Annotated in this window: 17 protein-coding genes; 2 read left to right on the plus strand and 15 right to left on the minus strand. The window is 69.9% G+C overall.

Going from position 1 to position 12,620, the window contains the following annotated elements; genetic code table 11:
• The first annotated feature begins 76 nt into the window (after positions 1–76).
• Together Q0747_RS00645 and fabF are read left to right on the plus strand one after the other, a co-directional pair.
• Complete coding sequence (locus Q0747_RS00645; protein WP_019482900.1) at positions 77–322, plus strand: acyl carrier protein; 246 nt, start codon at positions 77–79, stop codon at positions 320–322.
• Positions 323–432: 110 nt separating this feature from the next.
• Positions 433–1,668, plus strand: coding sequence for a beta-ketoacyl-ACP synthase II (fabF, locus tag Q0747_RS00650; RefSeq protein ID WP_298251338.1), 1,236 nt, complete (start codon positions 433–435; stop codon positions 1,666–1,668).
• 40 nt (positions 1,669–1,708) lie between these two features.
• Here the strand turns inward: fabF and Q0747_RS00655 are convergent, their stop codons facing one another.
• The 15 genes from Q0747_RS00655 to rpsP all read right to left on the minus strand — a co-directional run bounded on the left by Q0747_RS00655 (position 1,709) and on the right by rpsP (position 12,574).
• On the minus strand, positions 1,709–2,212 hold the full coding sequence (locus tag Q0747_RS00655; protein WP_298251339.1) for a DUF3145 domain-containing protein: 504 nt from the start codon (positions 2,210–2,212) through the stop codon (positions 1,709–1,711).
• 219 nt (positions 2,213–2,431) lie between these two features.
• Positions 2,432–3,364: a tyrosine recombinase XerC gene (locus Q0747_RS00660; protein ID WP_298251340.1), complete on the minus strand. Its 933-nt coding sequence runs from the start codon at positions 3,362–3,364 to the stop codon at positions 2,432–2,434.
• A 27-nt stretch (positions 3,365–3,391) separates the two neighbouring features.
• Complete coding sequence (locus tag Q0747_RS00665) at positions 3,392–4,018, minus strand: methylated-DNA--[protein]-cysteine S-methyltransferase (RefSeq protein ID WP_298251341.1); 627 nt, start codon at positions 4,016–4,018, stop codon at positions 3,392–3,394.
• Positions 4,019–4,052: 34 nt separating this feature from the next.
• The gene (gene dprA / locus Q0747_RS00670) at positions 4,053–5,246 is read right to left on the minus strand and encodes a DNA-processing protein DprA (RefSeq protein ID WP_298251342.1); all 1,194 of its coding nucleotides are present in this window, start codon (positions 5,244–5,246) and stop codon (positions 4,053–4,055) included.
• Positions 5,246–6,781, minus strand: a complete 1,536-nt coding sequence (locus tag Q0747_RS00675) for a YifB family Mg chelatase-like AAA ATPase (protein ID WP_298251343.1) — start codon at positions 6,779–6,781, stop codon at positions 5,246–5,248. Before Q0747_RS00675 ends, dprA begins: the two co-directional genes overlap by 1 nt.
• Positions 6,781–7,146 carry a YraN family protein gene (locus Q0747_RS00680; RefSeq protein WP_298251344.1) on the minus strand — a complete coding sequence of 122 codons (366 nt, stop codon included), beginning with the start codon at positions 7,144–7,146 and terminating at the stop codon, positions 6,781–6,783. Before Q0747_RS00680 ends, Q0747_RS00675 begins: the two co-directional genes overlap by 1 nt.
• Positions 7,147–7,235: 89 nt before the next feature.
• Complete coding sequence (locus Q0747_RS00685) at positions 7,236–7,562, minus strand: DUF2469 domain-containing protein (protein ID WP_148600324.1); 327 nt, start codon at positions 7,560–7,562, stop codon at positions 7,236–7,238.
• A 7-nt stretch (positions 7,563–7,569) separates the two neighbouring features.
• Positions 7,570–8,298, minus strand: coding sequence for a ribonuclease HII (locus Q0747_RS00690; RefSeq protein WP_298251740.1), 729 nt, complete (start codon positions 8,296–8,298; stop codon positions 7,570–7,572).
• A 5-nt stretch (positions 8,299–8,303) separates the two neighbouring features.
• Complete coding sequence (gene lepB, locus Q0747_RS00695; protein WP_298251345.1) at positions 8,304–9,110, minus strand: signal peptidase I; 807 nt, start codon at positions 9,108–9,110, stop codon at positions 8,304–8,306.
• An 84-nt stretch (positions 9,111–9,194) separates the two neighbouring features.
• Complete coding sequence (lepB, locus tag Q0747_RS00700; RefSeq protein ID WP_298251346.1) at positions 9,195–9,878, minus strand: signal peptidase I; 684 nt, start codon at positions 9,876–9,878, stop codon at positions 9,195–9,197.
• 9 nt (positions 9,879–9,887) lie between these two features.
• On the minus strand, positions 9,888–10,247 hold the full coding sequence (rplS, locus tag Q0747_RS00705) for a 50S ribosomal protein L19 (RefSeq protein ID WP_298251347.1): 360 nt from the start codon (positions 10,245–10,247) through the stop codon (positions 9,888–9,890).
• Between the two features lie 212 nt (positions 10,248–10,459).
• Positions 10,460–11,245 (minus strand): tRNA (guanosine(37)-N1)-methyltransferase TrmD, encoded by a 786-nt coding sequence (gene trmD / locus Q0747_RS00710; RefSeq protein WP_298251348.1) that lies wholly within the window; start codon positions 11,243–11,245, stop codon positions 10,460–10,462.
• Complete coding sequence (gene rimM, locus Q0747_RS00715; protein ID WP_298251741.1) at positions 11,245–11,823, minus strand: ribosome maturation factor RimM; 579 nt, start codon at positions 11,821–11,823, stop codon at positions 11,245–11,247. The genes trmD and rimM overlap by 1 nt, the downstream gene beginning before the upstream one ends.
• Before the next feature lie 99 nt (positions 11,824–11,922).
• The gene (locus tag Q0747_RS00720; protein ID WP_298251349.1) at positions 11,923–12,168 is read right to left on the minus strand and encodes an RNA-binding protein; all 246 of its coding nucleotides are present in this window, start codon (positions 12,166–12,168) and stop codon (positions 11,923–11,925) included.
• A gap of 1 nt (position 12,169) precedes the next feature.
• Entirely contained in the window at positions 12,170–12,574 is a 405-nt protein-coding gene (gene rpsP / locus Q0747_RS00725) for a 30S ribosomal protein S16 (RefSeq protein WP_148600330.1), read from the minus strand.
• Between the last annotated feature and the right edge of the window lie 46 nt (positions 12,575–12,620).

Genomic DNA, 12,620 nt, shown 5'->3' on the forward strand with positions numbered 1-12,620 from the left:
TCCCAAGCCCGGATCGCGTCCGCGCGATCTGACCATCCCCCGCCGGTCCGCCGGCAAGAACAGAAAAGGAGCCATCATGGCTAGCAACGAAGAAATCCTGGCCGGTCTGGCAGAGATCGTCAACGAGGAGACCGGCCTCGCCCCCGAGTCCGTCGAGATGGACAAGTCCTTCACCGACGATCTCGACATCGACTCCATCTCGATGATGACCATCGTCGTCAACGCGGAGGAGAAGTTCGGCGTCCGCATCCCCGACGAGGAGGTCAAGAACCTCAAGACCGTGGGCGACGCCGTGAACTTCATCTCGGGCGCGCAGGCCTAGCACCTCCCGTCCGGCTCTGCGGCCGCTCCCGGTATCACCGCCGTGGGCGGCCGCAGTCGTATTCCCGCCCCGGTGCAGCCGGAGCGCACCCCAGCGTCGAAAGAGTGACCATGCCACGCAAAGTCGTCATCACCGGACTCGGTGCAACCACCCCGATCGGCGGGGACGTACCCACCATGTGGGCCAACTCCCTCAAGGGAGTCTCGGGCGCCCGTGCCATCGAGGCCGACTGGGTGGAGAAGTACGAACTGCCGGTGACGTTCGCCGCCCAGATCGCCACCCCGGCCTCCGAGGTCCTCTCCCGCGTGGAGGCCAAGCGCATGGATCCGTCCACCCAGTTCGCGGTGGTGGCCTCCCGGGAGGCCTGGCGCGACTCCGGGATCGAGGACATCGACAGGGACCGCCTGGCCGTGGCGTTCGCGACCGGTATCGGCGGGGTCTGGACCCTGCTCGACGCCTGGGACACCCTGCGGGAGAAGGGACCGCGCCGTGTCCTGCCGATGACCGTGCCGATGCTCATGCCGAACGGACCGGCGGCAGCAGTCAGTCTGGACCTCGGCGCACGGGCCGGCGCGCACACGCCGGTGTCCGCGTGCGCCTCGGGTACGGAGGCGCTCCACCAGGGGCTCGAGCTCATCCGCTCGGGCAAGGCCGACGTCGTCATGTGCGGTGGAGCCGAAGCGGCCATCCACCCGATGCCCATCGCGGCCTTCGCGTCGATGCAGGCCCTCTCGCGGCGCAACGACGAACCGGAACTCGCCTCCCGCCCCTACGACACCGGCCGCGACGGCTTCGTCATGGGTGAGGGGGCCGGGGCCCTCGTCATCGAGGCCGAGGAGCACGCCCTGGCGCGTGGCGCGCGGATCTACGCCGAGCTCGCCGGGACCTCCGTCACCGCCGACGCGTATCACATCACCGCCCCCGATCCCGAGGGGCTCGGTGCCACCCGTGCGCTCAAGGCCGCGCTGTTCGACGCCCGGGCGCAGGCGGAGGACGTGGTGCACGTCAATGCCCATGCCACCTCCACGCCCGTGGGCGACAAGCCGGAGTACACGGCCCTGAAGGCCGCCCTGGGTCACCACCTCGACCAGGTGGCCGTCTCGGCGACCAAGTCGCAGACCGGGCACCTTCTCGGAGCGTCCGGGGCGGTGGAGGCCATCATGACCGTGCTGGCACTGCACGAGCGCACGATGCCCGTGACGATCAATCTCGACGACCAGGATCCGGAGATCCCCCTCGACGTGGTCACCGCCCCCCGGGAGCTGCCTGCGGGAGACCTCGTGGCCCTGAGCAACTCCTTCGGCTTCGGCGGGCACAATGCCGTGATCGTGCTGCGGAGCAGCTGAGCACTGTGCCGTGCGCCGGCGGTACACCCGGTGGGCGGGCCTAGCCCACCTGGTGGAGCCAGCGCACGGGTGCACCCTCGGCGGCGTGACGGAACGACTCGAGCTCCTCGTCCCACGACTCGCCCAGCGCGAGGGACAGCTCGTGGTAGACCGCGGCGGGATCCCCCGCCCCTGCCTCGTAGGCGTAGCGGATGCGATCCTCCGTGATCATGATGTTGCCGTGCACATCGGTCGTGGCGTGGAAGATCCCCAGCTCGGGGGTGTAGGACCAGCGTCCTCCGTCGGCTCCTGCACTCTGCTCCTCGGTGACCTCGAAGCGGAGATGGGCCCAGCCGCGCAGCGCCGATGCGATGCGCGAGCCCGAACCCTGGGATCCTGTCCAGGACAGCTCGGCGCGCAGCATCGCGGGAGCGGCCGGCTGCGCCGTCCACTCGAGGTCTATGCGCTTGTCGAGCACCGAGCCGATGGCCCACTCCACATGAGGGCACAGGGCAGTAGGGGCTGAGTGCACGTACAACACGCCACGAGCCGTCACACCAGACATTCCATCCTCCATAACTGTAGGTACGTCTTCCCCAACGACCCTCAGTGATGCGTGGAAAGTGATGCGTGGAACCGGTGTGCTGACCGGACATCGACCGGCGGAGCTACGCCGGCTATCGCTCATTGTGCCCGACAAGCATCGATTCCGCCAGCATGGACGACGGATGCTCGCTCGGGAGCGGGAAGGGCGGATCCGGTGCTGGAAATCCTGCGTCTTTCCTCAGGCTCTGGGATGGGCCTGCTCATAGCTGCGCCGGAGGCGGTCCACGGACACGTGCGTGTACAGCTGGGTGGTCGCGAGACTCGAATGACCAAGGAGCTCCTGGACGGAGCGGAGATCGGCGCCGCCGTCGAGCAGGTGCGTCGCAGCGCTGTGCCGCAGCGCGTGGGGACCGCGTGCAGCGGTGTCCCCGAGCGACTCCAGTACTTCCTGGACCTGCGACCGGACGGTCCGCTGGTCGATCCGCCCGCCCCGGGCGCCGAGGAAGAGCGCTGGACCGCTCGTCCCGGTCACCCGTGTCGCCCGTCCGCGTCGGAGCCAGTCGTCGACGGCGGCGGCCGCCGGCACCCCGTAGGGGACGGTGCGCTCCTTCCCTCCCTTGCCCAGGACCACGAGGGTGCGGCGCTCCGGATCGAGGTCGTCGATGTCGAGGCCCACGAGCTCCCCGACGCGGATGCCTGTCCCGTAGACCAGCTCGAGCATGGCCCGGCGTTGCAGTTCGCGCGGCTCTCCTGCCTGCGCGCGCGCACCCAGCAGCTCGAACAGGGCCGTGGCCTGCGGCTGGCTCAGGACCGTGGGCAGGTGACCGGCGCGCTTCGGGGCCCGCAGTCGGAGGGCCGGGTTCGCCGGTACCAGCTCCTCGCGGACTGCCCAGTCCATGAAGGTCCGCACCGAGGCGGCCCGCCGCGCGATCGTGGAGCGTGAGAGCCCTGCGGCGTCCAGAGCTCCGAGCCAGGTACGGAAGTGGCGCAGTTCCAGCTCTGCGAGACGGGAAGCGCCGGCGGACGTGGCGTGCGTGAGGAACAGGTCGATGTCCAGCCGATAGGCCCGCGCGGTGTGCGCGGACCGGTTCCGTTCCCGCGTCAGGTACGCGGAGAAGCGGTCGAGCGCAGCGGCGAACTCGTCACCGCTCGCTGCCCGGGCACCAGCCACGACGTCCTCCGATCCTGAGGGCAGCCACTACGGGATGCGGCTACCCGCCCCCAGCGTACCCAGGGCGAGCCGGGTCGCGGATTCGAGCTCCAGCAGAGCGATCTTCGTGCCGCTACCGGACGCGTAGCCCGCGACGCCGCCGGTACTGCTGACCACCCGGTGTCCTGGGACGAGGATCGACACGGGATTGGCCCTGACCGCCGCTCCGATCGCTCGCCCCATCGCCGAGTTCCCCTGCCGGGAGGCGAGGTCGCGGTAGCTGCGGCGTTCTCCGTACGGGATCGTCAGCACATCGGCCCAGACCTGCAGCTGGAACTCCGTGCCGTGCAGCTCGACGGGCAGCTCGAACTCCTGACGGGCCCCGGCGAAGTACTCCGCCACCTCCTCGGCCGCTCGCCCCAACAGGTCCGCAGTCATGGGCGGAAGCGTCGCCGGCGGCCCTGGTGTACCTTCCGGGCTCGATACCTCCGCCGTCGACCCGGGCACACGGAGGCGCCGGCCGAGCAGTTCCGGTCCGGGAGCCGGGTCGTGGATCGAGTGGTACAGGCCGACGATCGCCGCGGCGTCGGCCACGATCAGCAGTCCGCCGACGGGAGTCTCGATCTCCTGATGCCATCGTCCGCCCCCGGTGTCGGGGCCGCTGGTTCCGCTCATGGTGTCCTCCTGGTCATCGGATGGATCTGCTCGGTCATCGCTGTCGACGCCCCCAGCCCTCGCCGGTGCGGTAGGCGAGGCCGGCGAGTTCGAGCCGCGCCAGTCCGCCGATCACCTCGCGGACGGAGAGACCGGCGACGGCGGTGAGCTTGTCCACGGTCGTCGTCGCGCGCACCGGGAGCCCGTCGAGGACGAGCAGGTCCGGCACCGTCAGACCGTCCTGGTCCTTCACGGGTGCGGCCTCCTCCCTCGCCCTGTCCCCCAGCGGCTCGCTGCCCAGCGGCCCGGCGAGCTCGGCGACGTCGGCAGCGTCTGCCACGCAGACGGCCGTGCCCTCCCTCAGGAGCCTGTGACATCCGGCCGAGTTCGCGGAGTGGACCGAGCCCGGGACGGCGCCGACGGGGCGACCGAGAGCCGCCGCGTGGTGGGCGGTGTTGAGGGCGCCGGAGCGCCAGCGGGCCTCGACGACGACGGTCACCGCACTGAGCGCTGCGATCAGGCGGTTGCGCTGCAGGAAGCGCCACCGTGTGGGCGAGCTGCCGGGGGGCACCTCCGAGACCAGCAGGCCCCGCTGGGCGATGGTGCGCAGCAACTCCTCGTTCCCGGCCGGATAGTACCTGTCGATCCCGCCGGCGAGGACGGCGATGGTCGGCGGGCCGTGATCGCTCGCCGACGCGAGAGCAGCCCGGTGCGCCTGCGCGTCGATGCCGTAGGCGCCGCCGGAGACCACTCCGTAGCCCCGCATCACGAGTCCGGTCGACAGCTCCGTCGTCACCGCGGATCCGTACGGGGTGCTGTCCCGGGACCCGACCACCGACGCCAGGCGGGCCTGCGGTGGTATCGCCTGCGTGCCGCGCACCCAGAGACAGACGGGGGTGCCGCCCTGGAGGTCGTCGAGGGCCCCGGGCCATTCGTCGGTCTCGGGTGTGACCAACCGTCCGGCAAGGCGGCGCAGTGTCGCCAGATCACGTTCGGGTGCGAGTTCGGGCACGCGTGGGGCCCAGCGCGCCAGGGAATCCCGGAGCGGATCCCGCGGGCCGTTTGCGCCGCCCAGCAGCTCCCGCAGGGAACGCCGGATCCCGTCGTCCACGATGAGCTCCCTCCGGGCGATCCGCAGGGCATCGACGGGACCCACGATTGCCACGAGGCCCAGCCCTACGGTGTCGGAGGGTTCGAAGAGCCTCGAGAGCGCTGCCCTGGCCAGTGTGGCGCTGCTGTCGGCACCCATCAGGCAGCACGTTCCTGGAGGCGGAATCCGAGGGCGGTCACGACGTCGTCCGCGTCCGGCCGCGCGCGACCGGCCAGATCGGCGATGGTCCAGGCGACGCGGGTCACCCTGTCCCACCCGCGGGCGCTGACGAGGCCGAGCTCGAGGGCTCTGTCCAGCGCTGCTGTGACACCGCGCGGCAGGGCGAGCTCGCTGCGGAGGATCCGGCCCTGGACCTCGGAGTTGGTGACGACGTCCCACGGGCGGAGCCGCTCCCGCTGCGCCCCGCGTGCGGCGGCGACCCGCGCGGCGACCACGGCGGAGGACTCGGCCGCCCGGGTGTCCGCGTAGTCCTCGAGGCCCACCCGGCGCACGGCCAGTTGCAGATCGACGCGGTCCAGCAGCGGACCGGAGAGGCGGTTGAAGTACCGTCGGCGCTGCTGTGCCGTGCATACGCAGTCGGTCCCCTTGCCGGTGGCGAGTCCGCACGGGCAGGGATTCAGGGCCAGCACCAGCTGGAACCGCGCGGGATAGGATGCGGTTCCGGACGCCCTGTGCAACACGAGCCGCCCGCTCTCCAGCGGCTCCCGCAGCGCTTCCAGCACCCGGCGCTCGTACTCCGGCGCCTCGTCGAGGAACAGGACCCCCCGGTGCGCTCGCGATGCCGCACCGGGGCGGGGGATGCCACTGCCTCCACCGATGATGGAGGCCGGGGTCGCCGTGTGGTGCGGGCTCTCGAACGGCGGGGTGCGCTGCAGCTGGGCGCAGTGCCGGTCGCCGCTCAGGCTGTGGATGGCCGTCACCTCCATGGCGTGGTCGTCCTCGAGATCCGGGAGGATCCCCGGCAGGCGCTCGGCGAGCATGGTCTTGCCCGCGCCGGGGGGCCCCACCATCAGCAGGTGGTGGGCGCCCGCAGCGGCGACCTCCAGCGCGAAGCGTGCCTCCTGCTGGCCCGCGATGTCCGATAGGTCCCGCGGCTGCGTGATCGACACGGTCTCCTCCGACGGGTCGGCGTGGACCACGGGGTCGGGCAGCTTCACCTGCGCGGCGTCCGCCCCGAAGGCCAGCGCCACCTCGGCGAGAGTCCGGAAGGACGTGACATCGGCAGCGGGGACCAGCGCCGCCTCAGCCTCGTTCTCGAGGGCGACGACGACGCGATGGTGGCCGGCCCCCACCGCGGCCATGACCGCCGGCAGCACTCCGCGAACAGGTCTCAACCGACCGTCCAGCCCGAGCTCGGCGATGAAGACCGTGGATCCGCAGGCCCTGACATCGCCTGCTGCGGCGAGCGCCGACATGACGATCGCCAGGTCGAAGGCCGATCCGCGCTTGGGCAGCGAGGCGGGGATGAGATTGACGGTGAGCTTCCGTCGGCTGAGCGGCACACCGGCATTCCGGGCCGCGGCCCTGATGCGGTCCTTCGCCTCGTTGAGGGAGGCGTCGGGCAGGCCGAGGAGCACGAACGCCGGCAGGGTCTGCCCGATGTCGGCCTCCACCTCCACGACATGACCGTTCATGCCCACCAGGCAGACGGCGTAGGTCCGGCCGAGCGCCATCAGAGCACCGCCCGGACATGTTCGATCCGCGGGGCCCCGGAGCCGTCGTCGAGCACGCCGACCGCATCGATCCGGAAACCGCTGAACCGCTGCTCGTGCGACCGCGCCCACTTCGACGCCAGCAGATACAGCCTGGCGAGCTTGCCCGCGCTGATCGCCTCCAGCGGCTGCCCGAAATCGTCCGAGGTCCGCGTCTTGACCTCGACGATCACGAGGGTGGAACCCTCCACCGCGACGAGGTCGATCTCACCCGCCGGACACCGCCAGTTGCGGTCCACGATTCGCAGCCCCGCGCGTTCGAGGAACGCAGCGGCCGTCTCCTCGCCGCGGCGTCCCAGCCGATCCTTCGCCAGCATGGCCATCACCTCCTCCCCCAGCCTCGGGCAGAGGGAGGAAGGACCGCAGCGGAGAAGCTGCTATGTGGACAAGGCCGCGATCAGGCCGGAGCAGCCGCTCAGTTGCCCAGCGTGCCGTCCTTCGCCAGGGTGATGTCGTCGGACTTCGTCAGCTCCTCGACGTTGACGTCCTTGAAGGTGATCACGCGGACGTTCTTGACGAAGCGCGCTGACCGGTACACGTCCCAGACCCAGGCGTCCTGCAGGGTCAGGTCGAAGTAGACCTCACCGTCCGCGGAGCGGGCCTGCAGGTCCACGTTGTTCGCCAGGTAGAACCGGCGCTCCGTCTCCACGACATAGCTGAACAGGCCCACCACGTCGCGGTACTCGCGATAGAGCTGCAGCTCCATGTCGGTTTCGTAGTTCTCGAGATCCTCGGCACTCATTCGGTCATCATCCTCTTTCCAGGATCGGTGCGGCGGGCCTGTCGCGGCTCCCCAGGCGCCAGGTCCTCCGGTGGTACTCAGTGGGCCCGGCGGCATCGATGGCCGTGCGGTGCCCCGCGGTGGCGTACCCCTTGTTGACGTCCCACCCGAAGGACGGATGATCCGCCGCGAGCGAGACCATCAGGTCGTCGCGCTCCACCTTCGCGAGCACACTCGCGGCGGCGACGCTCAGGCAGGTCAGATCGGCCTTGATCCGGGTGTGCACCGGAGCCGTGCGGTCCTGCGCGTCGCGTCCCACAACCAGATCACCGTCGGTCCCCGCCGTGTCCGCTGGAAGCGGTGAGAGCCAGTCGTGGTTACCGTCGAGCACGACGACGTCGGGCGGAACGCTCGTCCGGACCGTGGCCAGCGCCCGGCTCCCGGCGGTCCGCAGGGCGCCCACCAGACCGAGGGCGTCGATCTCGGCGGCCGATGCGTGCCCCACCCCGGAAGCCACGCACCAGCGTCGGATGCGGGGCACCAGGGCCTCACGCTCTGCGGCGGTGAGCAGCTTGCTGTCGCGGACCCCGCGCAGCCCGCGGGCGGCCTCCAGATCCACCACGACGATGCCCACTGACACCGGGCCGGCCAGTGCTCCCCTGCCCACCTCGTCGCACCCGGCGACGAACCGGTGGCCCTGCGCCGAGAACGCCCTCTCGAGCCGGAGCGTCGGCGCGGCGGTCCGCCTCCGGCGCAGTGCCGTCACGATCCCGCGGCGTCCGGCACGCCGTCGAACACGTCGGGGTGATTGCCGAGGAATCCGATGCGATTCAGCGGCCACGCGATGACGGCGGCCCTGCCCTCGATGTCGTCGATGTCGACGAAGCCCTCCCCGGGCTTGTCCTGGTTGGCACGCGAGTCGGCGGAGGCGTTGCGGTGATCGCCCATGACCCAGACGCTGCCCTCGGGGACGACGACGTCGAACGGCAGATCCGAGGGATTGGCACCGGGGAACAGATAGGGTTCGTCGAGCGGTTCGCCGTTGACGGTGATGCGGCCCTCGGCGTCGCAGCAGGTCACGGTGTCCCCGGGCAGCCCGATGACCCTCTTCACGAGGTGCTGCTGGGACTGGTCCGGCGCGAGGCCGACGAAGATCAGTGCCTCCTTCAGCCAGCTGAGCTGGAGCTCCTCCTGGGGCGGCAGCCATCCGGCCGTGTCCCGGAAGACGACGATGTCCCCGCGCTGGAGGTCGAACGGCTGGGGCACGAGCTGGTTGACGAAGATGCGGTCGTCGATCTCGAGCGTCTCCTCCATCGATCCCGAGGGGATGAAGAAGGCCCGGAAGAGGAAGGTCTTGATGAGGAACGAGAGGACCAGGGCGATCACGACGATGGTCGCGATCTCCTTGAGCCAGGCGCCGAAGCCGCGCTCCGGGGCTTTCTCGGGTTTCCGTCGGGAGGCACGCGTGGCGCCCCCGGCGGACCCCTCGGCGTCACCGGTCGGGTCGACGGCGTGCGCGTCGGACGCGTCGTCCTCCGGGCTCGACTTCCTGCGGAAGCTCCGTGCCATGTACTGATCCCTCTGTGGTCGTGGTGGTGCCCGGCGTCGACCTGCCGGTCGGGTGGTGCGGAGGCCTGGTCCGGCGCCGAGCGGTCAGTCGTCCGGCAGCCCGATCGGCGCGAACCGGTCACGTGGCCAGACTAGCTGAAAGGCCCGCCCGATGATCCGATCCTCCGCGATGAGTCCACCACCCGGTGCGCCGAGCAGCGAGCGTGAATCCTGCGATGCGGACCGGTGGTCGCCGAGGAGCCAGACCCGCCCCTCGGGGACGACGACGTCGAAGCTGCCGTCGCTCGCGCTGTCACCCGGATAGAGGTAGGGCTCGTCCAGGACGTCGCCGTCGACGATCAGGTGTCCGTCCTCGGAGCAGCACTCCACGTGGTCTCCGCCGAGGCCGATCACGCGCTTGATGTAGACCGTGTGGCTACCGCTGACCCCGAGCCACCGACCGGCGCCGGAGAGCAGCCGCTCGGGCAGGGACCGCTGGTCGGTGATGGGATCGAAGGATCCCCTGCCGTCGAAGACCACCACGTCCCCGCGCTGCAGCTGGTCCGCCGTGTCCACCAGCTTGTCGACCAGCACGCGGTCCCCCTCGGTGAGAAGGGGCTCCATGGAGCCGGAGGGGATGAAGTAGACGTCCACCAGGAAGGAGCGCACGAGACCCGTGAGCAGAGCCGCCACGACCACGGCGGAGAGCACGAAACGCCAGCCCACGGATCGGGACCGGCGTTTCGGGTGCTCTCCGGTCGTGGACCGGTCGGCGGGGGTTTCGTGCACCAGCAGAAGCTACTTGAGCGTCTTGGGGTCGCGCTTCTCCTTGATCTTCGCAGCCTTGCCGCGCAGATCACGCATGTAGTACAGCTTGGCGCGGCGCACGTCACCACGCGAGACGACCTCGATGCGATCGAGGACCGGGCTGTGGACGGGGAAGGTCCGCTCCACGCCGACGCCGAAGCTCACCTTGCGGACCGTGAAGGTCTCGCGGATGCCGTCGCCCTGGCGGCCCAGGACGAAGCCCTTGAAGATCTGGACACGGGTGTTCTTGCCTTCGATGATGTTGACGTGCACGTTGACGGTGTCTCCCGCGCGGAAATCGGGGACGTTGTCGCGGAAGGCTCCGGCATCGACAGAATCGAGAATATGCATATTCGTGCTCCTGATGAACGCCACAGGTCATTCATGTGGGTCACGGCGGGCGCGGGTGGACCCTGGGGTCCGGCGCTGTCGCCGATGAAGGAAGATCCGGGTGACCCGACGATTCGGGACCCGGTGTGGAACTGTCGACCGGGATCCCCCTGTGGCAGGACCCGGTCCAGTGGACACAGCTGTCGATTATTCCACAGCGGTCCGGGCAATCGCTAATGCGCCGGAGGCGGGTGGGGATCGCCGTCCACCGCAGGCGCGCTCCCGCTGAGCGCGGTCCGTTCGGCCTGGCTCAGGCTCGCGGGGTCGACGCGCGCGAGCAGGTCAGGACGCCGCTCGGCGGTGCGCCGCAACTGTTCGAGGCGCCGCCACCGCGCGATCCTGGCGTGGTCGCCGCTCAGGAGCACCTCCGGGACGTCCCGGCCGCGCCAGGAGGACGGTTTGGTGTAGACCGGGTACTCGAGGAGGCCGTCGGAGTGAGACTCCTCGACGAGGGACTCCGGGTTGCCCACCACGCCGGGGATGAGGCGGCCGACGGCCTCGACGATGGCGAGGACGGCGACCTCCCCCCCGTTGAGGACGTAGTCGCCGAGCGAGACCGCCCGGACGTCGAACTGCTCCCGCGCCCAGTCGATGGCGCGCTCGTCGATGCCCTCGTACCTCCCGCAGGCGAACACGAGATGATCCAGCCCAGCCAGCTCGTGGGCCATCTCCTGGGTGAAGACGGCGCCGGCCGGCGAGGGCACGATGAGTGTGGGGCGGGGGTCAGGAGCAGCAGCGAGCACGGTTCCCAGGGCCTGCGCCCATGGCTCCGGTTTCATGACCATCCCGGCCCCACCGCCGTAGGGGGTGTCGTCGACCGTGCGGTGGCGGTCTGTCGTCGCCTCGCGCAGGTCGTGGATCCTGATGTCGAGCAGACCCTGCCGCCGCGCCTTGCCGATGAGGGAGAGATCGAGTGCGGCGAGGTACTCCGGGAAGATGGAGACGACGTCGATGCGCACTAGCCGCGAGCCTCGCCCGTTCCGGCACCCAAGGCGTCGTCGCCGTCGTCGGGAGCCTGGTTCGAGCCTGGCGTATTGAGCTCGAACAGTCCCTCCGGGGGGACGATCTCGATGAAGCCCTGCTCCGTGTTCACCTGGGGGACGATGCTGCCGACGAACGGGACGAGGGCCTCGTGTCCGTCGGCGAGTTCGACGACGAGGAGGTCCTGCACCGCCATGGTCCGCAGGGCGGTGACCTTCCCGACCGAGGCGCCGTCCACCCGGGCGTCGAGGCCGACCAGTTCGTGCTCGTACCAGGCATCGTCGTCGTCGTCCTGCACCGCTGCGGTGTCGATGAACAGCTGCGCTCCACGGAGGGTCTCGGCCTGGTTCCGGTCGGCGACCTGCTCGAAGCCGACGATCAGGATGTCCTTGTTCCAGCGGGCCTTCGCCACGGTCAGCTCCGTCACGGCGGCCCCTTCCACACGGAAGGTCCCACCGGCGTCGAAGCGGTCCTCGGGTGCATCGGTGAAGAGCTGGACGGTCACCTCGCCCTTGATGCCGTGCGGCTTTCCGATCCTGGCGACGAGTACGTCCATGGTGGTGCTCCTGCTGGGGTCGAAGGGGTTCTGCATGAAAATCGGCCCCACCTCCAGATCCTGGTGGTGGGGCCGATCAAGGCTTTCGAGCTCCGGGGGTCAGCCTCGGCGGCGGTCGGTGTCGACCACGTCCACGCGGACCGGTTCCCCGTCCGCGAGGGCTGCGATCACGGTGCGGAGCGCACGGGCGGTGCGGCCCTGACGGCCGATCACCCGACCCAGGTCCTCCTGGTGCACCCGGACCTCGAGCGTCTCTCCGCGGCGGTCGTTCTTCGAGGAGACCCGGACGTCGTCGGGGCTGTCCACGATGCCGCGGACGAGATGCCCCAGAGCTTCGGCCAGCAAGTTACTCTGCCTCGGCGGCTTCCGCAGCGGCGTCGTCGCTCTTCTTCGCCTTCGGGGTGATGGCCTCGGGGACGATCACGGATCCCTTGTCGGGGGCGACGAAGGATTCCTTGGAGGCCTTGGTCCTCAGGGTGCCTTCCTGGCCCTTGAGTCCCTTGAACTTCTGCCAGTCACCGGTGATCTTCAGCAGGACGGACACCTGCTCGGTGGGCTGCGCGCCGACGCCGAGCCAGTACTGGGCCCGGTCCGAGTTGATCTCGATGAACGAGGGCTCCTCGGTGGGGTTGTACTTGCCGATCTCTTCGAGGGCACGGCCATCACGCTTGGAGCGTGCGTCCATGACGACGACACGGTAGAACGGTGCACGGATCTTGCCCATGCGCTTGAGGCGAATCTTTACGGCCACTGGTGTGGTCACTCCTTGTAAATGAAAAGGGGCGAACCCGTCATCC

Origin of the sequence: uncultured Arthrobacter sp., from assembly GCF_947493765.1 — a bacterium.
Classification (GTDB): Bacteria; Actinomycetota; Actinomycetes; order Actinomycetales; family Micrococcaceae; genus Arthrobacter_D.